Below are 24912 nucleotides of genomic sequence, written 5' to 3'. Positions count from 1 at the left end.
CGACCCGTTTGACTGTTCCAACGACCCGTATCCGAATTCAAACATATCATCTAAAAAATACTTATTGAGGTACGGGCACTATCTCAAACTGTAATGAGCGACACAACCCAATTCCGCGTCCTCGACTTCGACTGCCCGACCTGCGCGAGTACCGTCGAACGCGCCCTGTCGAACGTCGACGGCGTCCAGCACGTCGAAGTCCACTACGCGACCGGCCGCGTCGAGATCGAGTACGACGACAGCGTCACTGACCCCGACGCCTTCGCAGAGACCATCGAAAACCAGGGGTACACTCCCCAGCCCGCCTAACACTATGAACAAACAATCGATCACGCAGTACTACCGGAACCACCGGAAGGCCATCGTCACGGCGACGAGCGGCCTGCTGTACGGCGGTGGCTGGAGTCTCGGCTACCTCACGAGTTTCGAGATGGCAAGCGCCGCCATCCTCGTCCTCGCGACGGTCGTGGGTGGCTACGACATCGCCAAGACCGCTTACCACGAGGTCACCAACCGGACGCTCGGCATCAAGACGCTGGTGACGCTGGCCGCCATCGGTGCTATCGTCATCGGGGAGTACTGGGAAGCCGCCGCCGTCGTCTTCCTGTTCAGCCTTGGCAGCTACCTCGAAGGCCGGACGATGCGGAAGACCCGGACGGCACTTCAGGAGCTACTGGAGATGACGCCCGACACGGCGACCGTCCGTCGCGACGGGACACTCCAAGAGGTCTCCGCCCGCGATGTCGAAGAGGGCGAAGTCGTCGTCGTAAAGCCGGGCGGGAAGATCCCGGTCGACGGAACCGTCGTCGACGGCGAGAGCGCAGTCAACCAGGCGCCGGTCACCGGCGAGAGCGCGCCCGTCCACAAGGCCGACGGCGACGAAGTCTACGCCGGGACGGTCAACCAGGAGGGCGCGCTAGAAATCCGGACGACGGGTGCGGGCTCGGACACGACCCTCGAACGTATCATCCGTCGCGTCGAGGAGGCCCAAGAGGCCCAGTCGCCCACGGAGAGTCTCATCGACCGGTTCGCGAAGTACTACACGCCGGCCGTCATCGTGCTGGCCATCGGCGCATATGCAGTCACGCAGAACGCGATCCTGTCGCTGACGCTGTTGGTCATCGGCTGTCCCGGCGCGCTGGTCATCGGGCCACCGGTCAGCATCGTCTCGGCCATCGGTAACGCCGCTCGGTCTGGCGTGCTGATGAAGGGCGGCGAACACCTCGAACGCGCCGGCAAGATCGACCTCGTCGCTTTCGACAAGACGGGGACGCTCACGAAGGGCGAGACCACCGTCGCCGACGTCGAGGGATTCGGCGTCGCCGACGACGAGGTCCTCTCGCTCGCGGCGACAGCCGAGAAGAAGAGCGAACACCACCTTGCCGACGCCATCGTTGACGCAGCCCGCGAGCGCCCGACTGCTGCGACGGACGGTGGGGCGGCGGTCGCCCAGGCGGACGATACGGACGCCAGCCGCCAGTCGATTTCCGATCCGGACGACTTCGACGTGATTGCCGGCAAGGGCGTCATCGCCAATGCCGATGGCCATGAAGTTGTCGTCGGCAACCGCGCACTGCTGGACGACCGCGACATCGACGTCCCCAGTCCGGTCGCCGAATACGTCCGCGAGCGTGAGGGGCGCGGCGAGACGGTCGTCCACGTCATCCGCGATGGGGACATCATCGGCGCAATCGCGCTGCGGGACGAGCTCCGGGAGGCAGCTCCTAACGTCGTCGCGGCGCTTCAGGACGTCGGCATCGAGACGGTGATGCTCACCGGCGACAACGAGCGGACGGCCGCCGCCGTTGCCGAGGAGGTCGGCATCGACGAGTACCGCGCCGAACTCCTCCCCGAGGACAAGCAGACCGTCATCGAGGCCTACCAAGCCGACGGACACGTCGTCGCGATGGTCGGCGACGGCATCAACGACGCGCCGTCGCTGGCGACCGCTGACGTCGGCATCGCGATGGGTGCCGCCGGGACGGACACCGCCATCGAAACGGCGGACATGGCGCTGATGGCCGACGACCTCGAACGCATCCCCTACGCGGTCAAACTCAGCAAGGCGACGCGCTGGAACGTCCTCGAGAACGTCGGGCTCGCAGTGTTGACCGTGACCGTCCTGCTCGCGGGCGTGCTCACCAGCTACGTCACCCTCGCCGCGGGAATGTTGGTCCACGAGGCCAGCGTCCTCGCGGTCATCCTCAACGGGATGCGACTGCTTCGCCACTGACCACTAGATACGATCATCACCACCACTCATGACATCGAACTCGACTGCGACTGACACGACCCAGACGAGAACCAATTGGCAGGTCGACTACGACGTCGACCCGATCGAAATCCGCGACCCCGTCGCGGAGGCCCTCGGCGTCCTCGAACCGGGCGAGCCGTTCGTCGTCACCTACCGGGACGCGGTGAAAGAAGCGGGCCACTCCTGTCCGACAGCCTCGGGCGCCTACCGGATCGTCCAGCTCGGGCTCAACGCCCTGTATCCCGACGACTATCCAGTCCGGAGCAAAATCGAGGTCCAGACGGCCGGCCCGCAGGACGATGCCGCGTACGGCGTGATGAGCCGCATCATCTCGTACGTGACTGGCGCGACCGGCGATGACGGATTCAGCGGGCTCGCCGGCGGCTATGGCGGCCGCCGCGACCTCCTCGTCTTCGACGCGTTCGACCCGGACACGGCGGACCCGACGTTCCGGTTCCGGCGAACCGACACGGACGAGACCGTCGAAGTGGCCTACCACGTCAGCGACGTTCCTGGCGGTGGACCCGCGATCGGGAACCTCCAAGGGATTCTCGACGGATCGGCAAGCGACCAGCAACGGGAGGCCTTTGCTGACGCCTGGCACCGCCGGGTACAGGTCGTCCTCAGCGACGACTCGCTGTTCACCGTCGACGCGGTGTGAACGCGACGGTCTACCCCTCACACTCGAAATATGTTACTACGGTATACTATCGATCTCCTCGAGCGCCTCAGTAGCGACATCACCGAGTTCTCCGGCCCCGATATGTGAATACCGCTCTCTCACCATCTCCTCTGAATTGTCGAGATACCGGGCGGCAACCGTGTATCCGAATGCTCGAACGAGGACCTCACCCATCCCGCGTCGACCACCGTGCGGAGCGAGATAGTCGTGTTTCGGATGGTCAATGTCTATCTCTGCAGCTTCTGAGAGCCGTTGGAGAATCGATCGTGTGCCGTCCGTCGTAATCGAGGGCGGCCGAATATCCTCATCGAGCGCCAGGAGGAGGTCGCGAGCGTACTCCCCACGGCGTTCAGCGATTGCTTCCGGGCGTTCCCCTCGTTCGGCTAGCTCTTCCCGGACGAGCTCTGCGAGCGTCCGTTGGTCGAACGTCGGAAACACCGGCCAGCGCTCCGTGGGTGGGTCCATCAGCTGGCGGTAGCTCCGGAGCGGCGAGATCACCGGGTCGGGGAGACTCGCGGCGTCCCATTGCTGTTTCTTCCGGTAGACGTCCATACTCCCCTCGTCAAGCGAGAGGTCCTCCCAGCGGACGCCACGTCGCCGCGGGTCGTTCGGGTCCCGGAGAAGTTCCCCAACACGGACGGCCGTGTACGCGAGAACGAACACCAGAGCCCGGTCACGAGCCGCCTTCAGCGCTTCGTAGCGCGCTCGCTGCTTGTCGAGGGGGTCAGTATCCTCCGGGAGTGTCGTGTACGCCTCGACGGCGTCGCGGGCCCGTTCGTCGACGTGACGGGTGAGGGCGTGGCGCTGTTCGGACGTCCAGGCCTGCTGGTCGCCGGGCTTACGGCCGTCGTCCTCCGGTAACGGCGCCATCGCACTCGCCCGCTGCGCGTAGTGTGCCTCAAGATATCCCTCGTTGACGCACCAGCCACACCACGCAGAGATATAGCGGTAATAGGTTTGTACCGTGTTCTGCTTGAGTCCCCGATCTCCACCGAGATGTCGGGCGTACTCCCGGAACACGCGTTCGTCGAGATCGTCGAAGGTCGGCTCGCGGTCGACGTCGTCGGGAACGATCCCGGTCCAGTCGTCGGCGCCGCGGTCGCCGGCGGCCCACTCGGCGAACCGCTCGAGCTCGCGGGCTGCGTTGCGTCGATAGTTCCCACCGTCCCCACCACGGCCTTTCCCCTTGTCCTGAAGGTAGCGCTCGAAGCTGTCGTCGAGCGGCGTCGAAAGCGCTCGGTCAGGCATTCACCGGTCCTCCACCGTCCTGCAAGCCCGGTCTCGGTGCCTCTACCCTGGGGGAAGCGCCGTCGTGAGGCGGTTGCAGCATCCGTGCTTCACCGACGGCGGCGGGGTACTTCAAACTGGTCGTGATTACCGGCGTAATCAGGACCATCGAGTACAGAAATCTCATAACCATTTTTCCGATGATAGAAGGGTTCTATCCCCTGAAATTCGGATTTGACCAACGGTATAAACCATATACCGATATACTAAAACCGCGACCGCCGTTCGGACCCGGTTCTGAGAATAATCGCAAGACTGCAAGCAGATAGCTTGCTACACAATCTGCATAATGTACAATGCGCACAAAATTTGAATGGTGAGGAAAATCAGCCAAATCCAATGTTAGTCGTTCGTAGCTTGCTCGCTCAGCATCTCAACAACTTCCTGAACACGTTCCTCATCGGCTTCGATACCACGCTCCCGGAGGATCTGGAGGGCAACCTCATCACCGTGGTCCGCAATTACCCGGAGACACGCATCTTGAAACTCTCTTCCCTCAAACTCGGGAACATCAAACATAGAACACGCAGCAGTTACCGATGATCGCATCCGGGTGACGCCATCCCACGTGTCCTCCCGGACATAGAAGCCGTGCATATCGGTCTCATCAAAGGAGAAGGCCGGTCCACCGGTGGATTCGTCCACATCCTCCTCATCCTGCTCAGGAATGGACTCAGTCTCCGACTCTGTGTCCTCAGTAGTTATCTCTTCATCCGGTTGCGGTTCATCCTGGGCGTCAGTACGTTCGTCGTCATCCGATTCGGCTCCTTCCTCCGTTTGTTTGAGCTGTTCAGCGACGTCCCCGAAACGGTCGTCCTCATTAGGCATGGCTGTGTTCCTCCACGAGGTCCGCTAAGTGATCGAAATTCGGGATCTGGTCGCAATCTTCGTCGAACTCCGAGACCGGCATTCCTTGCTTGAACGCGCGAGAAATCGCGGTCCGTTCGCGAATCCCTGGCTTCGGAATACTATCGATGGTGCGTTCCGAATCATCGAGGGCATCGAAGATCTCCGGGTCCACACGAGCGTACTCGGGGACGAATGAACCGAACTCCCGGTTGAGATTTTCAACGAGAGTCCGATGCTCGTTGCGTTGTCCCATTGTTTCGCGAATCATATTCGGAGTGACTGCGAGGATATCCAACCCGATATTCTGCCGGATTGGGGAGATCTGGCGTTCAATCATCTTATTGAGGCCGTTGATCGAGCCAGCACGCGGGATTAGCGGGATTATGACGCGCTGGACGGCGATGAGGGCATTGTCGGAGAGTTTCCCACGGCCGCCTGCGGCATCAATTATCACGTAGTCGTATCCGTTTTGAATGAGCGGATCGACGACGTTCCGTCGAAGCTTCACGTCTGCGAACCGTTCGTCCTTCAGCCTCGTCTCGACGTTCTCGAGCTCGTTACTCGACGGGAGTAGGTGAACGCCGAAGTCCGTCTCGATAAGCAGGTCTTCGGGGTCCTCACCATCGATAAGGGCGTCACCGAGGTTCGCATCTCGGTCGTACGCATCGTCGTATCCCAACTGGGTCGTCATGTGCCCGTCCTTATCCAGATCCAATAGTACCGTCTCATGGCCACGAGCAGCGAGTCGATCAGCGATGTTGAGCGCGATCGTGGATTTCCCTACCCCTCCCTTGAGCAACGAGACAGCTGCTCCGGGGAGCCCTTCAAACTCGTCAGCACTCATAGCTCAGCACCCCGTAAGAAGCGGATTTTGTACATTTTGTAGGTAATGTACATTGGGTAGATGTTGAAGGTTGCGCGAGTTTTGTCGATAATGTACGTTTTGCACTGGTCATACGCGGTCAATGATGCTCGTCCATCTTAATTCTGTGCCAGACAGATTGCGTACGCCATCTACACAATCTACATTTTGTACATTACGTAGATTGTTGGCACAATCTCAATTGGCATAATCACCGTCGACCCTACGCAATCTACATAATTTAGATAATCAGCATTTCATACGCATTCATCACAATCTTTGCCACCCACACGAACCAATTGAAGAAGCCCAATTTACATTATCTACATTATCCACATTATGCAGATTGGCTATGAGATCTACATTCTTCAGTCATTCAATGGGAGAGTCCCGAGTGATAGAACTCAGACAGAGCCGTTCTACCCCGTCTTCTAGTAAGACCTTTAGCTGTTACCGGATTATTGGTAACTACCAGATGTATGAGGTTCTCGACGACACGGCGGCACAGACTATCCTCGCCATCGAGAGTGGTGACTCCATCCGCCGTGTCGCCCAACACCTCCACACGCCCTACGAGACAGTGAGACAGGCCGTCAATCGGCTGGAAGAGGCAGGCTACGTTTCCTATGATGACGGCCTCACTGTAGTCGACGAGCGCGTACGCGACGCAGCGCTCGAGCTCGTCGCTGCCAGCGCTGGCGTCAGTCCACCCTCCATCGAGGAAACATACGTCATCCCACAATTCGGTGACTGGCCGTTCGCGTTCACGCGGATCGACGCCGTCTACGTGTGGACTCAGGGCGGCTACCAAGTCGGTCGCGAGCCCAACGACTATCCACTGTTCCTGGCTGTTCGTGAGCAGGACGTCGACGCCTGGGAGGGGTTCTTCGAGTCCTTCGACCTCCCGACCGCATTCGAACGACAGCCCCGAGACGAGCTTAGCGGACCGCTACAAATGGTCCTCGAGCCACGCGCGTCACTCGATATCGAGCACGTCGAAGGGTACCCGGTGATACCGAGAGCAGAGACGATCGAGTACATGCGCGAGAACTACGCCCAGTTCCAGTCGGCGCTGGCGATGCTCGACCGGATGTACGAGGACCTTGACCTCGGCGTCACGTATCGAGAGACCGAACGGGCGCAGCCATGAGCTTCAACAACCGAAGTGACGCGCTCATCGAACTGCTCGAGGAGCTCACCAAAGAGGGCCACGAGTACGTTCTTGTTGGCGGCTACGCTGTCTCAGCATTCAATGCTCGCTTCTCCACGGACCTCGATATCGTCGTCGCGCCGGATTCCAAAGCTGACTTCGTCGAGTTCCTCGAACAGCGGGGATTCGAGAAAACGGACAGCCACGCCAAAGAATGGTTCTACGACACCGAAGTAATCGAGTACGAGAAGCGGCTCACGCCGCAGCAGCCGATCGGCTTCGATCTCCTGGTGAACGGACTCGCGTGTCGCCAGACGGAGGCACAGTGGTCGTTCGACTACCTGTACGACCACAGCCACCAACAGGAGGTGAGCGGAGGCACAGTGACGACGACAGCCAGAGTGATCGATGGGGCCGTCCTCGTGGCGGCAAAGCTCCACAGCGGCCGCGAAACAGATCTTCGGGACGTCCTGGCGGTCGCGGAAGAGATCGACCTTGACGCTGTCACGCCCCACCTGCGGCGAGGGGACGACGATGCACTACGGGAGCAGCTAGAGCGTGGACTGGAGATCATAGAGAGCGACGAACTCAAGCACGGGTATCGGAGTGACTTCGGGGCCTCAGCTGTCTCAGAAGAGACTGTCTCCGCCCTCCAAAAGTATCTGTCTGCACAGATTGACTACCTGAGCTGAAGCGGTCGGGACCCCCTTGCTCGGAAGTGAAGATAGGGCCCTTCAGCGGTGCTTGCAGTCAGTCGAAAAATTGGAGGGGCGGTGTCAGTCGACCGTCGCTAACACGCGGACATCCGTAGCTGAGTGTCGTTCCCGTTCAGTACGAGCACCGTGCTCGCGGAGGAACTCATCAATACGGTCGGCAAGGGACTCCGCATCCTCCCTATCGACGTGGACGATCAGCGTCGGACGCTCCTCGTCGCTGTTCTCGATCACGAGCGAGACATCCTTGAATTCGTCCGGCTGTCTATACGCCTCGAACTCATCGGCGACCTGGTCGGCCAGGTCGTCGAGTACCTCAATCGGTTCCTTTGTCATAGATTGGATATCGGCCTTGGAAGGTTGTGCCATCGCGAACGCGTGAAGGAAACGTGACGTGACTTTCAGAACCACCTCCATCAGACAAACGCGAACGGAGCCTTCTCACACCGATGGTTTACCGAGAAGAAGACCGATCCACAGAAGGGACAATGGGTTAGAGTGCTCGCGGATCGCTATCGACGATGCTCGCAAACGCGACGTTCTCCTGAACTTGTTCGATTTCGACTGTTGGCTCGTCGCCGGGCTGAGCGCCGGGAACGATCACGACGTACCCCCGCTCGACTTTTGCAATACCGTCGCCCTGATCGCCGACGGTTTCGATTGTCACGTCACGTACTTCGCCTTTATCAACGGGAGGTTCCGAGGGTGAACGGCCCTCAGTCTCCCGAGAACCGGACTGTTGTGATTCCTGTTGTATCGACGACGCTGTCGAGACTTGGGACTCTAGAATGGCCACTCGATACGTTTCGTTTGCTGACAACGCTTCATGATCGACTTCACTCGAGGGGACTTCTACTACGTATCTTCCATCCTCTTCTTCGATCAGAGCACTAAACAGGGAACAAAGGGGGCTGGGGATCTCGACCATTAAGCTTCTAGTGGTCAGTACCATGGGACAAGTAACTTTAACCCAGCAGGTTGGCGAATTCGTGGAGGTTCTCTTTGAGGGTGCGGTTGAATTCGGTTGATACAGTGATGAACTCGCCGTCGTCGCTGTGTTCCTTGTACTTTCCCAGCGAAAGGGCGAGCTCCCCGCTCGGGGTTGCGACGAGCTTGAAGATAACTGAAGTACTCTGTAAGCCGGTTTCCAGCCACGTCTTTTCGATATCTGCCCATTCGCCAGTGGAGGTATCTGCTGAATCCACCTCGTAAGCCAAGCTGTGAACCTTTCCCCGATTCCGAGAGTGTCCAGTCTGAACTGGAGCGAGCACGTGTTCAGTACCGCGGACCTGCTTCCCGAGTTGAAGCATCGTCCGCCCGTCAGGCGTCTCGGTGAGTTTGAACCACTTCTGGTACGGGTCATACGAGGCACTCAACCACCAGAATCCGAGATCGTTCCAGTCCGATTGGCCTCCCTGATCGAACTTCCCGTACTCCCATGCTCGACGAAGCCCCTCGCTGTGTTCAGCTAGATATTCTCGCGGGAGGACGACGTCTATCGAGGGATTGGCTGGCTTTGGTTGTCGGAGCCAGTGGATGACGCCGTGATACCCGCCGCTGAAGTCGTGTTGGACCGCGTGAGGCCAAGTCGAGAGAATGCCAGAGAGATCGACGTTGAATCCGGAGAAGTCCTCTTCTCCCAACCAGAGGACGCTGTACTCTGCAGCAAGATACTCAGCGGTTACTGCGTCGACATCCTTGTCCTCGTGTTTGTGCTGTACTTCGACGCCGATGCCACGGCCCTCAGGGAACCGAGGCTGTGGAAACTCAACGAGAATATCGGCACGCCGGTCACCCAGCTGCTGTTCTAGTCCTATTGTAGCGTCGGGATACTCGGTCGTGAGCTTCGAATACGCGATCGACTTCATCCGCAAATGAGGAGGAGATTCACCGCCACAGTCCGTCTCCTCTTCAGCAGCGTGGTAGAAATGCCGCGCGACGAACGACCCCTTCCGGCGATGGGAGTCGCGAATTTTTAATTGATCGCCGCACTTCGGGCACTCGAGGAGATCCCCTTTCTGTACCTGATTCGGGATAACCTCGGTACCGTCGTGGAGGGCCAAGAACGGCATACTAGTTGTCGCAGTTTAGCAGTCCACCTATAGAATAATACCCCTGTTGTGCCCCTCGCTTGAGAGGTACATCTATTTAATCCGAGAGTCAGTCAGCCATCAGTAAGAATGGTGTCAGTCTCACTTCTCGAATTTGCCAACGCCAATCGACCCATCTACTTCAAACCAGAAACCGACATAGAGGTATTTGACGATGACGAGGAAGAGTGGAATCCGCTGTTCAAATCCTCATACTCCCTTTCAGCACTCATTGAAGCGCTCAAAGCGAACAGAATAGAAGCAGGGAACGTCCGCTTCGAGGACTCGATCGCCCAGGAGTATCTTCACCACCTCAAGGAAACAGGGATTGATGACCAGCTACATCACGAGGACCTAATGAATCGTGATCGGGTCGTAGCGTTTGCTGACGAAGGATACACAACGGTCGACGACCTCTTGGGGACAGCGGATCCGATCGATATCTCCAAAGATACCGGTGTGGACCGCGATATCGTCTCCAGTATCGCGACGAACCATCTCGATGGCTTCTCGTCGGGGAGTGCATTCGGTGATACAGGCCCGCTACAGCAACTGAATCCAAAGGACTCGTTCACTGGATGGGACCTCGTGGAGGCGTCCTCAAACCGGATTCGATGGGGTTCGACGGGTCGATTCAACCTTACCATCAGTCCAGCGCCGGACGGGAGTACTACAATCGCGTGCAACGCGCCAGAAGCAGAGCGGAACGCCTGGTATCGAAAAGGCCGTTCAATCGAAGCGAGACCTGATGAGTCGTTAACCCCCGAGGAAGCCCTTGAACAGTCTCACGCGTGGTTGAAAGCGCATCAGCTGGAATACGAGGACGATCTCGCCGAACTCCCCCGAATTGGGGCGGCGACCAAGGATTACCTAGCGCTCGAATACGGGATTACATCGCGGGAGGAACTCCGAACATTTGCAGAGGACCAACCCAATGAGTTCGACGACATCTTCGGCTCTCCTGGAAGTGACCTCAGAGAAGCACTGGAACAGTAACCCGGTTACCGCACACCCTTCCGACGTCTATCTAGAGCAGAGATCACAGGAAGGACGCAGTGGGTGCTTATATATCCCTTTTACACTATAGATTCGCAGAGTACGATGGATATTGAGTACAAACAGGACAATGATGGATATGATATACGCTACGTAGAAGGTATCCGACAAGGTCGCGTCCCCCATTCAGATATCTGTAATGATGAGACAGAGTACGTCATACGGTATGTGACAAGCGATGAGGGTACGAATCGGTGGGAATACAGATATCTTGGCTCTGGGTATCGGAATGTCGACGAAGTAATTCCTACCCTCACCAAGCTGCCGACCCTCGATGACGGACAGAAAGTCCAGATATTGCTTAATTTCGGACGGGTAGAGGAGGAGTTCGGAATGGAGCAAATGGGCTCGCTATACGGATCAGATGAATATCTTCCTGTGTATCGGTTGTCACCGGGGATGGAGCGCACTCTGAATATCACCTATCAGGAGGAAATGAGTCTCCCCATCCTCGATTCTGAGCCCTCTGCTCGAGGAGTCGGGGACAGCCCAGCAGATATTGCACCAAGGTTGTTTGCAGCGATATTGAATCTCCTCGCGAAGAGCGGTGAAATCGAAGAGTGGCATAAGTCCTGGAGCGAGGATTCAGATGCGTTTCAACAGGGCGAGTTCTACGAATCAGTGTACGCACCGCTGTTTGTGGCGTACTCAATTGTCGACGAAGAAATTGTCGAGCTAGTAAACCGATACCACCTGGAACAAGGTAACGACAAGGAAATCAAGAAGTCGTATATGCACTGCGGATTCTCAAATAAAATCAACAATATCGCGCCACTGCTCACCTCGAAAGAAGAAGAGGCGATTCGTGAAGCGTGGAAGTACAGAAATGACCTGATCCACGGGATTCACACCCGATTTGGTGTGCAAATTATGGATATCGACTTTGAAGCCCTGAGCAAGAAGCTATTATTCTCTATTATGAAGGCTCGGACACTCAATTCGTACGTAAACAGTGCGAAGTATCGAATTGGTGTGGCGACTCCGGAAGAGGCGGTCTCGCATTTGAAGGGGGACAGTAATCTACAGGATGCCGTTGCAGCAGCGCAAAAAGCCATCAGAGGAGAAACGCACGCAAAATCACAGCTCTTCGGTTTTGACGAAGAACAACCAGAATAGAGCCGTTTTCTCTCCTACTGAATTTGTACGGATGCGCGGTTCAACATACCCGTTTATGATTCATATGGCTCCCACTCAATAGAACCATCCTCATTTTGCGAATAGTGTATCGAACCGTTTCGCCAGCCAATACGGTTCCAGAGCTGATAGAGTGGTTCTCGGAAGGTCAACGCGATATTAGAGTTCTAAGCTTCACCCGCTTCAATTGAAAGACACCCTCGCTGATCAGACGGTAGATCTATATCTGGCTCTGGAAGTTCCCAACAAAATCAGAGTAATCGGTTAGATCTATATCTTCAAAGTGTACACTGTTAAACTCTGATTTCGGAATCATAAGTGTCTGAGTTCGTCCACCGGTCATTCCAGGTCCACCGCCCTGAATCTGCCAAGCTGAAGCTCTAACTACATCAGATAACTGGATAGAGTGCCAGTCAACAAACTCCCGGTCAAATACGTGGAGTTCACCTGCCTCTTCCACTTCTCGGACGATATAAATCGGATCGAGGCCTTTTGTCAACGCTACACGTAGCATCACGATTAATCGGCTTACGTCCAGCCCAAACAGTTCTATTGAGTCCTGATATGCTGTTTTCTCCTTTATCTCATAGGGCGTGATTTCAGAGTCGCTTACCAAGAGGCCGTCAACGTCGAAATAGGTACCTGTAAAGCTGTATATCTCTTTCAGATGGTGTGAGAAAAAGTGCTCCTTGTAGAACATCTCCTTTAGCACATCATCGGAGAAGTCAGAGACTGCCTCAGTGAACTCGTCGAGGTATTCGCCGTCGTCCTCAGAACTTCTTCCTCTCGTCCTCCATGCCTCGGTCTCGTCCTCGATATCCACCTGCTCAAGTTCCGAGCTATTGAAATCGTATGAACGCCACTTCCACTCCAGTTCGTGCTCGAGCGGTGTATCTCCTGATCCTCCTCTGAAACTTTCTAAACCTGATTGATCGCTTTCCTCTACAGACGGGAAGATAACGGTTGTTCCAGCGCTCTCCATCAGTTGAGCGGCTTCTACTTGTGCACTTGATAGACTATCTTCCTCAGATGCGTCCAGAATGAACGTGTAGATATTCTCCCACGGCTGGAACTCGTCGTTCTCTGGCTTCGGCTGGAACAGCATCACCTCTGAAATAGGCTCGATATCAGTTGCCTCAAGCCGGTCAAGAAAGCGAGCTTCGGCAATCATTCCTACTGCTTTTTGTTGTGGCCAATACCTATGGAGATATTCGAGATACTCCTCCCGAATTGTCATAACTGGCAGGAGAATTTCTCGGGACGAAAGGACCAGTTACATTTTACACACAATATACGAACGGAGAGGCAGTGATTGTATCTAAAATGTGTTCAAAATGTAATTGATTCTCATTGCGTTTTGTTGAGTCGTTACCAGATAGATGGCAGATTATTCCGGCGACCCCTCCGAGTTCAAGGTGTATTGGTTTGCCCGCGATCTTGTCGCTTCCAGTTATGGTAGTTACGCCACCAAGGAAACCCAGACTCTGAAGCAGCTCTCCTCCCGACTTGGTAACGAACTCGAAGGAAAAGACCTGCTGAACGAGACAGACCTAGAAACTCAGAAACAGCAGATCAGAGACACCATCACTGGTTCCGTCAACAAGACATACGGCGGCGATATATCGAAGCGCTACAGACAGACCGAGGACCTAGCGGAAAGAATACTGCGAAGAATCGAAGAAGAGGACGATATACGCGAGTTCCGTATAGCAATTGACGCCGTCGTTCGTACCAGCGAAATCTTGGATACAGCTCCAAGCTTCGGAAAACAAGAAATCATCCGCATAGTAAACGAGACCCTGGAAACCGATAGAGGAAATCTTGACCCTTCAAAAGCCTACGACGCCCTGTATAACGTCGATTTCGAAGGCGAAGCTTACCAGCTTGGTGCTCAACGAGAGCCACTAATCGATTATATCTATGAGGAGATGGCGGAACTTCGAGATGATCCACACATCGAGCAGAGAGAAGTAGCGAGGATTATCTCCGGGATTGTTCAGGAATATGAACGTAGAGCAGGTCAGAGCCGTGCTTCTACAGCAGGGAATGTTCTTGAAACCGGTCTTCAGCATATTTTCAATCAGTTTGGAGTTCCTGCTACCGGAGATCCTGCTCACTTCGGTGACCTCGAGATCGACAACATGGTCGATGGACCAGAGGGTAGCATCGGCTTCTCCTGCAAGCGAACTCTCCGAGAACGCTTCCGCCAAAGCCTCTCTCGAGAAGCAGAAATTGGAGTCGACGAGGTCTGGTTTGTCTCTCTACTGATGGCCGACGTCTCCAAGGAGAAGCTGCATGACATCAGCAACGACGGGAGCAGGATTTACGTCCCACGGGATTCCTTCGTCTGGAATCGATACAACAACGACGACGACCTTTCCTACACGCTTCGTCCTGCAGACCGGTTTATCGAGGACGTGGTCGAGTTCACAGGGGTTTCCGCCGATCTATGAATCAGGATGTGAAATCACGAATTGAGCAATATACCTACTGGGACATCTTTGAGGAAGACGTTAACCGGAGAACCGACCGTGAAATCCTCACCGATATAGAGGGCTTGATGACAAATGTGGTCGACGAAGTCACAGCACGGGCAGAAGAAAATGGAAAAGATGTCTCACAGGTCCGATCCAACGTCGCAGGAAATTACTTCCAAGCACTGGTCTCCTACGCTACGGCAGACGTTGCAGCTGAAAACGGTCTAAGACTCCTCCATAGCAAGAAGCTTGAGTCAACAGAACTAGCGGATGCAGTTCCTGTAATCGGTGGAGAAGATGAGACTATCCTATCACCGGACTCTGACATAGTCTACTACGATCCAAAGGGCGGACCTATCTTCATCATCTCCTGTAAAACCAGCTTCCGGGAAAGAATGGCTCAAAGCGGCATGTGGAAACTGATGTTTGAGGTTGCTACACACTCCTGTTCTGATCCCGACTGCCCTACACACAACTATTCCTTCTCGGGCGAGTTCGAACGCGACATCTACATGGGATTCGGCACGGTTGATTTCTACGACGACGTCGAATCCAAAGATATTGTAGAACTATTCGACTTCGGCTATGCGCCTACAGTAGATGAAGGAGTTTCTGGAGTAGCATATCCAATGGAACGACTGATAGACCACATTGAAAATGAATGGAGCAGCTTTAGATAACTGCGCCCCACTGCTTTGCCATCGCTTCTGCGACACCAGGGAAGAACCTGCTTCTTTCCTTACTCCTTTCTTCGCTGGGAGGCATCTCGTGCACCCTTGCCTCCCTCTCGTCTTCATCCTCGATTACATCTGTTGGCTCGAGTTTTGGAAGATCCTTCAACCATAGACATATCCCTTTTTTCTCAGGCTCTCCAAACTGCCAAGGCTGAACAGTCTGCTGTAGCTCATCAGGATAGTTTTCTATTCCAGCTACCTTCTTTCCCCATTTATGCATTACAGGGTTTTCTACAGCTATATGCGGTATTTTCTCACAGTTCAGAAGCTTTCTGAAGAATACTCCGCCTTCAACCATGTCCTGCCATCTTTTCTCTTTTTCGTACAGCCATCTCACCCCTGAATTACTGAGATATGTACACGGCGGATGTGCGATCATCAAATCAAATTCTTCGCCCCTTTCCTCCAATACCTCCAAGATATCTCCCTTGATATGATATTCCGGGTTCCTTTCTGTTTCCCGAAGGTCACAGCTTACAGCGTCAAAACCTTCGTCTCTGAAAGCGTTTCTTACAACACCTGAAAATTCGCAGGCAACTAGTACGTTAGGGCTATTCTGTATCGTAGTCATCTCTAAGTAATAAGGTATTCAATCCGCTTTCTGAGCTTCTTCTTCCTGAACAGGCTGATTGAAGATTTCTGTGCGAATAGCAGTGGCAAGAGCCTGAGCCAGTAGCGGAGGAACAGCGTTACCAACCTGTTTGAATGCGTGAGTGCGTGAGACTGGGAACTCAAAAGTATCCTTGAATGATTGAAGCCGTGCAGCCTCCCGAACCGTGATTGAACGGGCCTCATTCGGGTGGATGAACATGTGGCCGTCCTTATAGAGATGAGCCACAATCGTGGTAGCAGGCTCTTTCGGATTCTGCTTCTTCAACTTGTCCGGGAAGATATCCGTCCGATAGGGCTGGTGCTCCTCAGGGATATCTCCGATAATGTACGAGGTCCCCTCTCCGAGAAGCTTGTAGAGAGTCAGGTCACGCATATTGTGGCCACGGCATTCATGATTCAGAAGATCTTGTTCCTCCCAATCCTGATCCTCGCCGAGATCTCTTGCCCAATACTGATACTCTGAAACAGGGCCTATCTCGTATTCCTCTGCTTTGGTGGGCGGGGTCTCACCTTTCGGGGACACAGGAGGAAGATCGAGGATACCATCGGCCACGGTATTCCACGGCTCTTTGTTCCGCTTGTCCTTTCGGAAAGTAGGGAACTCCTCGTCTTCACGTTCGTCAACGAACCCATCAAGCGTGTGCTGATCTTCTTCGGAACGCTTGGATGGATCTTTCTTGTACTTGATCTTCTTCTCTTCCTCGTTCTTCGGAGACCTGTGTGTCTCCCACTGTTCCATATCCGGGTTTTCCGCGCCTACACGGTTGCCGATGAAGAATAGTCGACTCCGGTGCTGCGGAACACCGTAGTTCGCCGAGTCCAGAAGCTGGACCTTGACACTATAATCGAGATCAAGATCCAGATCTGCAACCTGCCGCTCCCCGCGCATTTGCTCCTTGATAGTATCGACGACAGGTTTGCCGTCCTCGTTTTCTGCGGAGAGCATTCCCTCCACGTTTTCCATCAGGAAGGCCTTGGGTTGATAGTGGTCGACGAAGCGAAGAAACTCTTCGTATAGAAGGTGGCGTTCGTCGCTCTGGTTGTCACGCCCCTCAATTGAGTTGATTTTGCTTCGGCCGACTAGGGAGAATGTGGGACATGGTGGACCTCCTGCGACAAGATCCAGTTCTCCTTCATCAAGGCCTAGGTCCGGTGGCTCTTCCTCGCGGATGTCCCCCACCGTCATTTCACATTCGTGGTTCGCATCGTAGGTGGGCTTCGTATTTTCCTCGTGATCAATTCCCCATAGAACTTTGAATCCGGCATCGTGGAGGCCTTGTGATAGGCCTCCTGCCCCGCAGAAAAGGTCGATAGCTGTGAGACGTTCCTCAGTCATCTGTTCAGACGGATGTAGCGGCGGTCGTTTAAAGTTCCTATTCGGGCCATGTATCTATCTCGTGTGTATATTGTAATCAACTTAAATACTTCGCCTCGGTCAATCCCCATACTGAATGGACGTCGAGGAATATTCGTGGGTGAAAGCCAGCGAGTACCGTGAGAACCTACTGCTATCTCTTGAAGACAAGCCTCGAACACCGAAAGAACTCTCAGAGATGACAGACTACTATTTGAGTCACGTCAGCAATGTTCTCTCCGACTTGGATGACCATGGGCTCGCAGAATGCATAACGCCAGACCGGAAGAAGGGCCGTCTATGGCAGGCAACTGAAAAGGGCGAGGAGATAATTGAGGATCTGAAAAAGTGACTCAGCAAACCTCACTCCCGTTTGGAAGAACTGACATTACAGTCGAAGAACTCGAACAGCTAGTCGATACAGAAGAAGCCGCCACACAGGCGGAAAAGGGAGGAGTGAACGATGCGAAAAACCAGATTGAAGATTTCATTACCTATATTCCGAATCTTCTGAACTGGTTAGAAGAACACGGGCGAAGTTATTCTTGGAGGGAAACGAACGATCCGTGGAAAGTCTACCTTGCTGAGATCCTGCTCCAGCGGACACAAGGCGATGCGGTTGAGAAAATATACTCAGACGTGGTTCAACGGTTTCCGGATCCAAAAGCGCTCAATCAGGCCTCAGAAGAGGAGATCAGGGAAGCGGTTCACTCTCTCGGCTTCGTAAACCATAGACAGAGGACGCTAGAAGAGGTTGGGAGGATTTTTATCCAAGAGTTCGATGGAGAAATCCCAGACTTCATCGAAGATTTGAAGAAACCATGGCGTGTCGGCGACTACTCTGCGAGGGCGACCCAACTGTTCGCAAGAGGAAAACCTATGTCCTTGGTCGATTCCAACTTCGCCAGAGTAATCGGCAGGGTTCTCGGCTACGAGATGCCACAGCAGCCTCACAAGAGTGATGATGTGTATGCCTTACTGGATGCACTCACACCAACAGATCCAGATGTTGCACGGAGTTTCAATTTAGCTATCCTCGATCTCGGGGCCCTCGTATGCACTCCTAACAGCCCGGATTGTGAATCGTGCCCTATTAGCGCCACCTGCCAGTACTATCAGTCTACCAAATCTGAGGGTCAATAACTATGGCGTATTTTTGGCTGAACCAGAAAGGAGCGGACGGAAGCAACTACCACGACGAGGTCGGAGAGATCTACCACTATAGAGGGAATACACCAGGAACAAACCAGCTTTCCGAGGGAGATAGGTTCGTCTATTACCGCCCCGGAGATTACATTCTATTCGGTGCTGGTGAAATAGATCACATTGAACGAGTAGAACAAGATCTGGATTCCGACTCTGGAGTCACAGAGGACTTTTTCGCACATATCACAGACTACCGATCGTTTGAGCCCCCAATTCGGTTGAAGGGCGTCAATGAGAGCGCGGTGAAAGACAAAATCTCCTTCCTCAAGGACAAACCCGGGTTGACCGGGGTTCCCCAGCATAGCATACATGAGATCTCCCAAGAGGACTATGAAGCAATCATCGAAGCAGCCGAGAAAGAAGTGGGGCCAACAGGGGCAAGAGAGTAGTCAGCCTCGTGCGAGAAGGATATGAAGATGTGTTCCGTGAGTACGGGACCGAGCGCCACGAACAAGTCCAGAAGGGACTAATCAATGACCTCGATAAGTCCCTCCGTGAGCAGCCCGGGGACACAATTGAAAAGCGCTGGAACAGCTTAATGGACGAATTGGACTGCCAAAGTCGTCCTGACAAGGGCGTGTACCTCATTCCATGGGAAGAGCACGACAGCGATGGCTGGCAGAACCTAGTCGTCACACGCTCCCACCCGTGAACCGATTCCGGAAATTCCCGGAAGACTTGGTTTTCCACAAAGCGAATCGCGTCACAGCGTATGTATGGCTACAGGCAGAATGGGACAAATTGAATCGTTTCCGGAAACGACCCGGTCACGTTTTTATTACTAGCCAGAAAACCAGTCTATCAAGCAACGATGATCCGCGATGCTCGCGTTCTCCGCGCCGGGTTCGTCCCTCGGGAAGTTGAGCATCGCGACGCCGAAGTCAACCACCTTTCCAGCGTTCTCGAGCCCATCACGAACGGAGAACCCGCCGACACCGCTATCGTCACCGGACCCAGCGGAACCGGCAAGACCTGCATCTCGAAGTTCGTCACCGAACGACTCCGGGAAGAGGTCCTCGACGTCGAGACGACCTACGTCAACTGCTGGCGCAACTACACGCGGTTCCGCACGCTCTACCAGATCCTCGACGACCTCGGCGCCACCATCGACATCCACCGACAGTCGACACCGCACGACGAACTCGTCGACCGCCTCCAGCAACACGACGGCCCGCGAACCGTCGTCATCCTGGACGAAGTCGACCAACTCGAGGACCCCAGCGTCATCTACGACCTCCACAGCCTCCCGCAGTTCGCGATCATCTGTATCGCGAACAAGGAAGAAGAGCTGTTCGGCCGCGTCGACGATCGCCTCGTGAGTCGCCTGCGGTCCAGCGAGCACGTCCGGATGGACAAGTACCACGACGACCAGCTGTACGACATCCTGAGCGCTCGCGCGAAATGGGGGCTCGACGAGGATGTCATCACCGACGACCAACTCTACCGCATCGCCGATGCAGCCGCCGGCGATGCCCGCCTCGCTATCGGCATCCTTCGAACAGCGGCTAGCAAGGCTGACCGCGAGAACCAGGAGCGGATCACCAACGACATCCTCCTGGACGCCGCCGAGGATGCCCGGGCCCAGATTAAGCAGAAGAGCATCGATTCACTCACGCCACACCAGCGCGTCGTTTACAACATTGTTCGCGATCACGAGCCACTCGGGCCGAGCGAGATTCACGACCGCTATACCGAGAAGGTCGACGATCCTCGGACGAAACGGACAGTGCGGACGTATCTCTCCAAGATGGTCCAGTACAACCTCGTCGATGCGGAAGGCACGAGCCGGGACCGGGAGTACTCACTCGTCGGTTCGGAAGCTGCGTCGCCGATGCAGTAATATCCTGTCTCCGATTGGGTGAGATCGAGCGGCAATCAAGCGAACCCTTGCGGAATCGCGAAACGCCGAAATCACGGGATACTAGTACTGAGTGCCGACTGCGAATCGAGCATAGGCCATGAGCAGTTAACCAACAGACGGTTAATACATACGATTTGTTGGTTAACCGAAAGAGGTCCACGGTCATCATCGACTGGTGTCGGGAAGGGTAGATTTCGACTGGAATATCGGCCAGGCAACGATGGTAGCAGGGAGAGGGCGACCAGAGTTGCCAGTATTGCCAATAATACCGTCGTTTAAGTACCTCTCTCACTCCACCATTGCCAGTAACGAGGGGAGAATGGACGGGAGGGCAGAAACTGTCACGTCTCTAGTCTAGTTACTGTTATCTAAACCTACTACAACTAGTGGAGTTTTCGTTAGTGCGGGTATGGTTTAACGTACAATGTATTAAGAGTATCGCTAATTAGAGAGGGGGTCGTTGACCCCCTCCAGTTGTTGCAAAGGTTTACTGGCAATAGTGGAGTGTGTGTGTTTTATAAGTGGATGCGACACTGGCATAATTGGTTCGAGTGGTGGGTTAGTGGTGATACTGGAACCCATGGTTTTATGATGGTTCTTCGTCTTGAGTCCGCCTATGGGCCGATTCAATCGAGAATCGTTCATCATCCAAGACAAAGACGTCCTCCGGGATGATTACCAGCCAGAGACACTCGAGGAGCGGGACGAAGAACTCGACGAATATGCGGCCGCTCTCCGTCCCGTCATTCAGGGCTGGCAACCGAACAACGTCTTTCTCTATGGCGTTACCGGCGTCGGGAAGACAGCTGCTACGCACGATCTTCTTGAGGAGCTGCAAGAATCCGCCGGAGAGTACGACGACGTCGATCTCAACGTTATTGAACTCAACTGTACTGGCTGCACCACATCCTATCAGGTAGCGGTCAATCTCGTGAACGAGATTCGCTCTCCTTCTCACCCTCTCACCACAGTCTCGTCTTCGCGCGAACCGATGAGCGAAACCGGGTATCAACAAAAACGCATCTTCAACGAACTCTACAACGACCTTGAGTCGATCGGTGGGACTATTCTCGTGGTTCTGGACGAGATCGATAACATCGGCTCGGATGACGATATTCTGTACGAGCTTCCACGAGCACGCTCGCAATTGGATCTCGATGTGAAAATCGGTGTGGTCGGCATCTCGAACGACTTCAAGTTCCGAGAAAACCTCTCTCCGAAAGTCAAGGACACTCTCTGCGAAGAGGAAATCTTGTTCCCTCCGTACGACGCGACTGAACTGCAGAATATTCTCAAGCACCGAGCCGATATCGCGCTCTACGACGATGTCCTCGAATCAGATGTAATCCCATTGTGCGCAGCATTCTCTGCACAGGACTCGGGATCTGCTCGGCAGGCATTACGGTTACTCCGGAAAGCAGCTGATATCGCCGAGAACGACGCGATGGCGGGTGGAGAGGCGAAAATCACCGAAGACCACGTTCGGGAGGCCGAGCATCAGATCCAACGACAACAGGTTGTCGAAGGGATGCATTCGTTGACCCGGCAGGGGCAATATGTATTGCTGACTGTCTGTCAGCTAGCGGCAGAGGGAGAAACACCCGAACGGACGAAACTGATCTATGAGCGCTATCGAGAGGTTCTTCGTAATCACGGCAGTGAACCACTGAAACGCAGGCGAGTACACGACCACCTGTCGGATTTGAGCCTCCACGGGATCTTACGGTTGGTCGACTCGTCGAGTGGACGCGGGAACTACAACGAATACGAGCTTGATGTCTCTCTGTCGTCGGCCCTCGACGCACTCGAGAGCGAACTAGGTGAGCTCAACGACATTCGTGAAACTGCCAAGCGGCATCGGGTTCTGGAGTGACTTCTCAACCGCCAACACCAGTACTGCCAATACCCTCTCCACTTTTGCCAGTAACCGCGCAACCGTCAGTGCCAGTTTCTCCAGTACCCTCTCCGGTGTTGCCAGTAACTTCCTTGTTCTAATCAATCCGACTAGTTACTATCAGGACCACCGTTGCCAATTTCATCAAATAGCGTCTTGTCCTCCGATTTTACTGGCAATAGTGGAGTGTCTGACAGCATTTAAACGAAATTTCATTTACGAGCATTTGCAATCGCTCTTCAGTGGGCTACTTATCGCGTAAGGGTTCGTGGTTCGAAGACCCAATCTTGCACGGATTCACCCCGCACTTACTACTCGAAAACGGGGGATGTCTTCCTGTTCGAGTTCATTCGTTGTCTGGGCCATCGGTGAACAGGATTTCGTGGAGAAACGACAGAAACGTCGGGGGTGGGAGTAACCGATTCGTCTCTGTCTACGGGTATTCCTGATCACTCACGAGAGCCTCGGTACACTCGACGAGGTCGTCCTCAGTCGTCCACCGGCAGAGACGCCTAGCATCGTTGAGCATCTCGAAGATCGCGGTCTGCATTCCACTGTAGGGACTCTCGACGGCTACGTTTGTGTCGATCGCGTCCACATCTATCGTATTGTACGTCGTGTTTGAACACGTGCGTCTTCGCGAAGTACTCCTCAAGGGCTGTGAAGTAGCCCTGCTCGACGAGGAAGCAGCCCTGGGCGTGTTCGGTGACGCCCAGGATGACGTCTGTATGATCGGCGAGCAGCCGGAACTTGAGGTAGGTATTCGTCCACTCGCTTCGAATGTCGATCATCAGGAACGCGTACGCACCGGGCTGTCGGTTGAGGCGATCTTTTACGAGCTGGAGAGGACGGATTTCGGGTTTCCCGTAGCTGCCGAGGACAAAGTACGAATTCTCAGCTGAGAAGATCGGCGTGAGCTCCGCAACACTCTGTTTCAGCGCTTCGTATTCTTCCGGTGTGGGTGAGGCTTCGTGCAGATACTCGTCGGCTTTCTCGACGAGTTCGTCGACAGTGACCGGATCCTCACTCATCAACTCGGGACTTCTCTCGTACCCTGCGTCTTTCACTTCGCAGACGGGGTGTCTCCCCGAACAACTGGCCATCCGACTGAGGTACTAGTCCGTCTACTCGTCCGGATTTACTGGGGATTTGTACTTTGATTTGACGCGATCTCCTTCCCGCCACTGCCAGTAGTAGTAGCGGTTATCGTTGATCTCCTTGATCGTGATCGTCGCCTTCGTCGGGACATCATCGGGGAGGTCATCGGGTCGCTCGTCGATCTCGTCTTCCTCCTCCGCTTCGGCAAGGCGGGCCTGGCGCTCGCGATGCTCGGCGAGGTCCTCGGCATAGTGGGCAACGTCTCGGAGCAGCTCGGGTGAATAGTCGTTGAGTGTGTCGATGACGTCGGTGGGGAGGTCCGCTGGGGGCGTCGGTGGCTCGTAGGACATGGGCCGATCTGTGTTAACCAACAAAGGCGCAAACCGCATAGTTTTGTTGGTTAAGCCGCTACCAACGGCTCTCACCGGTTCTCCAGCAGCTGTATCAATACTCGAAACTCTCCATCAAGGAGTTTCGTCTGATGTTACAGTAGCCTCGGGAGATCTCGAACGCTGGGCGATCCTACGAGTTCGAGGGGAGACGCCCATCAGGTCGTGGGACCCGCCCCTGCTTGATCTCCTGATCGACTCGCCGGAGGTGTTTACAGCCGCCCTCGGGCGTACGCTTCCGCCAGTCTGGACACGTACACGACTCGCTGATCACGTCGACTTCATACCAGTTTCCGGACGCCGATCGGACCTCATAGCGGCCACCCTTTTCGAGCAGCGAGACGGCCATCGATTCGTCGACGGCACGTCTGGTTCGCGGCTCGAGGTCGTCGTGCTGGGTTGAGTGCTCCGTGACGACCATCCGATCGCGTACGTCGCCGGTGCGGCCGCCGTCTGGAGCAACCGCAACCTTGGGATCCTGGAGACGATCCGCAAGCAGGGCCTCAACTGGATGGCCCTCCGGCCACAGATAGTGGACTTCCCGCCGCTCGCGATGGTCGTAGGAGCCACAGGCGGCAGCGCTCCCAGTCCAGACACGCCACGCCCCGAGTGCTGCCATCACGTCGACGATGACTCGCGGAACAGCGTCGTACTCGTCGGGGTAGAACACCCGGAACCGAGTACACTCCTCCTGCGGCGGAACCGTCTCCCACCACTCGACGTCGTCGTCCCAACTGTTGCACATCGCGTCGTCCTCTCCGTAGCCGACAGTCACGCCGTCAACCTGCGGTACTTCCACCGATGTGTCGTCAGCCTCTCCTTCGAGCAGCCGAAGGACGGCGTACCTGAGATACTCGTGTTCCGGATGGTCCGAAGATTGGGCGACCTGCTCATGGTGCTCTGCGACTCGCTCTGCCTCGTCGAGAACGGTCGTTAGATATCGGTCGGTCATAGGTCGGTGGAGACAGGAGTGCGCCTCCGCCCTTCGGCGGGCGCTGAAAAACTTAACCAACGAATAGCGATCCATCGTATCCTCTGTTGGTTAATTCATCTCCGCTCGAATGCTGAGCCGGATCGGACTACCGGAGCTAAGAATAGTATATCTGTATAGAGATAACTCTATAGGGAATACAGGGGACAAGACTAATACCGTTAGATGCGATACCGATAACTAACGATGATGGAGTACGTCGACGAGACCGCGGCGAAG

General features: G+C 55.0%; 25 protein-coding genes and 1 pseudogene. 14 read left to right on the top strand and 12 right to left on the bottom strand.

Features of this window, described 5'->3' with window-relative positions; genetic code table 11:
• Window positions 1–93 precede the first annotated feature (93 nt).
• Genes ACQUQR_RS15830 through ACQUQR_RS15820 form a run of 3 tightly spaced genes read left to right on the top strand, consistent with a single transcriptional unit; the run spans window position 94 to window position 2915 of the window.
• On the top strand, window positions 94–309 hold the full coding sequence (locus ACQUQR_RS15830) for a heavy-metal-associated domain-containing protein (RefSeq protein ID WP_004048661.1): 216 nt from the start codon (window positions 94–96) through the stop codon (window positions 307–309).
• A 4-nt stretch (window positions 310–313) separates the two neighbouring features.
• Window positions 314–2233: a heavy metal translocating P-type ATPase gene (locus ACQUQR_RS15825; RefSeq protein ID WP_430506186.1), complete on the top strand. Its 1920-nt coding sequence runs from the start codon at window positions 314–316 to the stop codon at window positions 2231–2233.
• A 28-nt stretch (window positions 2234–2261) separates the two neighbouring features.
• Window positions 2262–2915 (top strand): hypothetical protein, encoded by a 654-nt coding sequence (locus tag ACQUQR_RS15820; RefSeq protein WP_430506185.1) that lies wholly within the window; start codon window positions 2262–2264, stop codon window positions 2913–2915.
• A gap of 36 nt (window positions 2916–2951) precedes the next feature.
• On the opposite strand, the gene ACQUQR_RS15815 is transcribed toward ACQUQR_RS15820, so the two are convergent.
• From ACQUQR_RS15815 to ACQUQR_RS15805, 3 genes are all read right to left on the bottom strand, one after another.
• Complete coding sequence (locus ACQUQR_RS15815; RefSeq protein ID WP_435197480.1) at window positions 2952–4184, bottom strand: phage integrase SAM-like domain-containing protein; 1233 nt, start codon at window positions 4182–4184, stop codon at window positions 2952–2954.
• Window positions 4185–4565: 381 nt separating this feature from the next.
• Window positions 4566–5051: a hypothetical protein gene (locus tag ACQUQR_RS15810; protein ID WP_121513335.1), complete on the bottom strand. Its 486-nt coding sequence runs from the start codon at window positions 5049–5051 to the stop codon at window positions 4566–4568.
• The gene (locus ACQUQR_RS15805; protein WP_128904668.1) at window positions 5044–5916 is read right to left on the bottom strand and encodes a ParA family protein; all 873 of its coding nucleotides are present in this window, start codon (window positions 5914–5916) and stop codon (window positions 5044–5046) included. The genes ACQUQR_RS15810 and ACQUQR_RS15805 overlap by 8 nt, the downstream gene beginning before the upstream one ends.
• Before the next feature lie 493 nt (window positions 5917–6409).
• Here ACQUQR_RS15805 and ACQUQR_RS15800 point away from each other — a divergent pair, with 493 nt between their 5' ends.
• A complete protein-coding gene (locus tag ACQUQR_RS15800; RefSeq protein ID WP_136689351.1) occupies window positions 6410–7084 on the top strand; it encodes a helix-turn-helix domain-containing protein in 675 nt (224 codons plus the stop codon).
• A complete protein-coding gene (locus ACQUQR_RS15795) occupies window positions 7081–7776 on the top strand; it encodes a hypothetical protein (RefSeq protein ID WP_435197479.1) in 696 nt (231 codons plus the stop codon). Before ACQUQR_RS15800 ends, ACQUQR_RS15795 begins: the two co-directional genes overlap by 4 nt.
• Window positions 7777–7860: 84 nt before the next feature.
• On the opposite strand, the gene ACQUQR_RS15790 is transcribed toward ACQUQR_RS15795, so the two are convergent.
• From ACQUQR_RS15790 to ACQUQR_RS15780, 3 genes are all read right to left on the bottom strand, one after another.
• Window positions 7861–8133 carry a hypothetical protein gene (locus ACQUQR_RS15790; protein WP_115803977.1) on the bottom strand — a complete coding sequence of 91 codons (273 nt, stop codon included), beginning with the start codon at window positions 8131–8133 and terminating at the stop codon, window positions 7861–7863.
• A 157-nt stretch (window positions 8134–8290) separates the two neighbouring features.
• Window positions 8291–8725 (bottom strand): TRAM domain-containing protein, encoded by a 435-nt coding sequence (locus ACQUQR_RS15785; protein ID WP_435066318.1) that lies wholly within the window; start codon window positions 8723–8725, stop codon window positions 8291–8293.
• Window positions 8726–8762: 37 nt separating this feature from the next.
• Window positions 8763–9869: a hypothetical protein gene (locus tag ACQUQR_RS15780; RefSeq protein ID WP_435197478.1), complete on the bottom strand. Its 1107-nt coding sequence runs from the start codon at window positions 9867–9869 to the stop codon at window positions 8763–8765.
• Window positions 9870–9977: 108 nt separating this feature from the next.
• Between ACQUQR_RS15780 and ACQUQR_RS15775 the strand changes: the two genes are divergently transcribed.
• Both ACQUQR_RS15775 and ACQUQR_RS15770 read left to right on the top strand, forming a co-directional pair.
• Window positions 9978–10883, top strand: a complete 906-nt coding sequence (locus ACQUQR_RS15775; RefSeq protein ID WP_435197477.1) for a hypothetical protein — start codon at window positions 9978–9980, stop codon at window positions 10881–10883.
• Between the two features lie 105 nt (window positions 10884–10988).
• Window positions 10989–12059: a hypothetical protein gene (locus ACQUQR_RS15770; protein WP_435197476.1), complete on the top strand. Its 1071-nt coding sequence runs from the start codon at window positions 10989–10991 to the stop codon at window positions 12057–12059.
• Window positions 12060–12297: 238 nt separating this feature from the next.
• Here the strand turns inward: ACQUQR_RS15770 and ACQUQR_RS15765 are convergent, their stop codons facing one another.
• Window positions 12298–13314: a hypothetical protein gene (locus ACQUQR_RS15765; protein ID WP_435197475.1), complete on the bottom strand. Its 1017-nt coding sequence runs from the start codon at window positions 13312–13314 to the stop codon at window positions 12298–12300.
• Between the two features lie 142 nt (window positions 13315–13456).
• Here ACQUQR_RS15765 and ACQUQR_RS15760 point away from each other — a divergent pair, with 142 nt between their 5' ends.
• Together ACQUQR_RS15760 and ACQUQR_RS15755 are read left to right on the top strand one after the other, a co-directional pair.
• Entirely contained in the window at window positions 13457–14530 is a 1074-nt protein-coding gene (locus tag ACQUQR_RS15760; RefSeq protein WP_435197474.1) for a hypothetical protein, read from the top strand.
• Window positions 14527–15234 (top strand): BsaWI family type II restriction enzyme, encoded by a 708-nt coding sequence (locus ACQUQR_RS15755; protein WP_435197472.1) that lies wholly within the window; start codon window positions 14527–14529, stop codon window positions 15232–15234. The genes ACQUQR_RS15760 and ACQUQR_RS15755 overlap by 4 nt, the downstream gene beginning before the upstream one ends.
• Here ACQUQR_RS15755 and ACQUQR_RS15750 read toward each other — a convergent pair.
• Window positions 15227–15859 carry a class I SAM-dependent methyltransferase gene (locus ACQUQR_RS15750; RefSeq protein WP_435197471.1) on the bottom strand — a complete coding sequence of 211 codons (633 nt, stop codon included), beginning with the start codon at window positions 15857–15859 and terminating at the stop codon, window positions 15227–15229. The genes ACQUQR_RS15755 and ACQUQR_RS15750 overlap by 8 nt on opposite strands.
• An 18-nt stretch (window positions 15860–15877) precedes the next feature.
• Window positions 15878–17236: a DNA cytosine methyltransferase gene (locus ACQUQR_RS15745; protein WP_435197470.1), complete on the bottom strand. Its 1359-nt coding sequence runs from the start codon at window positions 17234–17236 to the stop codon at window positions 15878–15880.
• 115 nt (window positions 17237–17351) lie between these two features.
• On the opposite strand from ACQUQR_RS15745, the gene ACQUQR_RS15740 reads away from it, so the two are divergent.
• From ACQUQR_RS15740 to ACQUQR_RS15720, 5 genes are all read left to right on the top strand, one after another.
• Window positions 17352–17606 (top strand): transcriptional regulator, encoded by a 255-nt coding sequence (locus ACQUQR_RS15740; RefSeq protein ID WP_424334737.1) that lies wholly within the window; start codon window positions 17352–17354, stop codon window positions 17604–17606.
• On the top strand, window positions 17603–18397 hold the full coding sequence (locus ACQUQR_RS15735) for a hypothetical protein (RefSeq protein ID WP_435197469.1): 795 nt from the start codon (window positions 17603–17605) through the stop codon (window positions 18395–18397). Before ACQUQR_RS15740 ends, ACQUQR_RS15735 begins: the two co-directional genes overlap by 4 nt.
• 2 nt (window positions 18398–18399) lie before the next feature.
• Complete coding sequence (locus ACQUQR_RS15730; protein WP_435197468.1) at window positions 18400–18849, top strand: hypothetical protein; 450 nt, start codon at window positions 18400–18402, stop codon at window positions 18847–18849.
• A 422-nt stretch (window positions 18850–19271) separates the two neighbouring features.
• Window positions 19272–20300 (top strand): Cdc6/Cdc18 family protein, encoded by a 1029-nt coding sequence (locus ACQUQR_RS15725; protein ID WP_435197467.1) that lies wholly within the window; start codon window positions 19272–19274, stop codon window positions 20298–20300.
• A 637-nt stretch (window positions 20301–20937) separates the two neighbouring features.
• Window positions 20938–22194, top strand: coding sequence for an orc1/cdc6 family replication initiation protein (locus tag ACQUQR_RS15720; RefSeq protein ID WP_004594472.1), 1257 nt, complete (start codon window positions 20938–20940; stop codon window positions 22192–22194).
• A 454-nt stretch (window positions 22195–22648) separates the two neighbouring features.
• Here the strand turns inward: ACQUQR_RS15720 and ACQUQR_RS15715 are convergent.
• From ACQUQR_RS15715 to ACQUQR_RS15705, 3 genes and pseudogenes are all read right to left on the bottom strand, one after another.
• A pseudogene (locus ACQUQR_RS15715) lies at window positions 22649–23246 on the bottom strand (hypothetical protein).
• 93 nt (window positions 23247–23339) lie between these two features.
• On the bottom strand, window positions 23340–23663 hold the full coding sequence (locus ACQUQR_RS15710) for a hypothetical protein (RefSeq protein ID WP_004594473.1): 324 nt from the start codon (window positions 23661–23663) through the stop codon (window positions 23340–23342).
• Window positions 23664–23835: 172 nt separating this feature from the next.
• Window positions 23836–24654 carry a hypothetical protein gene (locus ACQUQR_RS15705; protein ID WP_134671653.1) on the bottom strand — a complete coding sequence of 273 codons (819 nt, stop codon included), beginning with the start codon at window positions 24652–24654 and terminating at the stop codon, window positions 23836–23838.
• Window positions 24655–24912 lie beyond the last annotated feature (258 nt).

Source organism: Natronomonas sp. EA1, assembly GCF_051195035.1.
In the GTDB taxonomy this organism is placed as follows: domain Archaea; phylum Halobacteriota; class Halobacteria; order Halobacteriales; family Haloarculaceae; genus JBNTJV01.
The sequence above is the reverse complement of the archived record's forward strand: the minus strand, read 5'-3'. Positions and strand labels throughout refer to the sequence as shown.

Coding starts and splice junctions, on each gene's coding strand:
- ACQUQR_RS15830 (WP_004048661.1), top strand. CDS start 94: ATGAGCGACACAACCCAATTCCGCGTCCTCGACTTCGACTGCCCGACC.
- ACQUQR_RS15825 (WP_430506186.1), top strand. CDS start 314: ATGAACAAACAATCGATCACGCAGTACTACCGGAACCACCGGAAGGCC.
- ACQUQR_RS15820 (WP_430506185.1), top strand. CDS start 2,262: ATGACATCGAACTCGACTGCGACTGACACGACCCAGACGAGAACCAAT.
- ACQUQR_RS15815 (WP_435197480.1), bottom strand. CDS start 4,184: ATGCCTGACCGAGCGCTTTCGACGCCGCTCGACGACAGCTTCGAGCGC.
- ACQUQR_RS15810 (WP_121513335.1), bottom strand. CDS start 5,051: ATGCCTAATGAGGACGACCGTTTCGGGGACGTCGCTGAACAGCTCAAA.
- ACQUQR_RS15805 (WP_128904668.1), bottom strand. CDS start 5,916: ATGAGTGCTGACGAGTTTGAAGGGCTCCCCGGAGCAGCTGTCTCGTTG.
- ACQUQR_RS15800 (WP_136689351.1), top strand. CDS start 6,410: ATGTATGAGGTTCTCGACGACACGGCGGCACAGACTATCCTCGCCATC.
- ACQUQR_RS15795 (WP_435197479.1), top strand. CDS start 7,081: ATGAGCTTCAACAACCGAAGTGACGCGCTCATCGAACTGCTCGAGGAG.
- ACQUQR_RS15790 (WP_115803977.1), bottom strand. CDS start 8,133: ATGACAAAGGAACCGATTGAGGTACTCGACGACCTGGCCGACCAGGTC.
- ACQUQR_RS15785 (WP_435066318.1), bottom strand. CDS start 8,725: ATGGTCGAGATCCCCAGCCCCCTTTGTTCCCTGTTTAGTGCTCTGATC.
- ACQUQR_RS15780 (WP_435197478.1), bottom strand. CDS start 9,869: ATGCCGTTCTTGGCCCTCCACGACGGTACCGAGGTTATCCCGAATCAG.
- ACQUQR_RS15775 (WP_435197477.1), top strand. CDS start 9,978: ATGGTGTCAGTCTCACTTCTCGAATTTGCCAACGCCAATCGACCCATC.
- ACQUQR_RS15770 (WP_435197476.1), top strand. CDS start 10,989: ATGGATATTGAGTACAAACAGGACAATGATGGATATGATATACGCTAC.
- ACQUQR_RS15765 (WP_435197475.1), bottom strand. CDS start 13,314: ATGACAATTCGGGAGGAGTATCTCGAATATCTCCATAGGTATTGGCCA.
- ACQUQR_RS15760 (WP_435197474.1), top strand. CDS start 13,457: ATGGCAGATTATTCCGGCGACCCCTCCGAGTTCAAGGTGTATTGGTTT.
- ACQUQR_RS15755 (WP_435197472.1), top strand. CDS start 14,527: ATGAATCAGGATGTGAAATCACGAATTGAGCAATATACCTACTGGGAC.
- ACQUQR_RS15750 (WP_435197471.1), bottom strand. CDS start 15,859: ATGACTACGATACAGAATAGCCCTAACGTACTAGTTGCCTGCGAATTT.
- ACQUQR_RS15745 (WP_435197470.1), bottom strand. CDS start 17,236: ATGACTGAGGAACGTCTCACAGCTATCGACCTTTTCTGCGGGGCAGGA.
- ACQUQR_RS15740 (WP_424334737.1), top strand. CDS start 17,352: ATGGACGTCGAGGAATATTCGTGGGTGAAAGCCAGCGAGTACCGTGAG.
- ACQUQR_RS15730 (WP_435197468.1), top strand. CDS start 18,400: ATGGCGTATTTTTGGCTGAACCAGAAAGGAGCGGACGGAAGCAACTAC.
- ACQUQR_RS15725 (WP_435197467.1), top strand. CDS start 19,272: ATGATCCGCGATGCTCGCGTTCTCCGCGCCGGGTTCGTCCCTCGGGAA.
- ACQUQR_RS15720 (WP_004594472.1), top strand. CDS start 20,938: ATGGGCCGATTCAATCGAGAATCGTTCATCATCCAAGACAAAGACGTC.
- ACQUQR_RS15710 (WP_004594473.1), bottom strand. CDS start 23,663: ATGTCCTACGAGCCACCGACGCCCCCAGCGGACCTCCCCACCGACGTC.
- ACQUQR_RS15705 (WP_134671653.1), bottom strand. CDS start 24,654: ATGACCGACCGATATCTAACGACCGTTCTCGACGAGGCAGAGCGAGTC.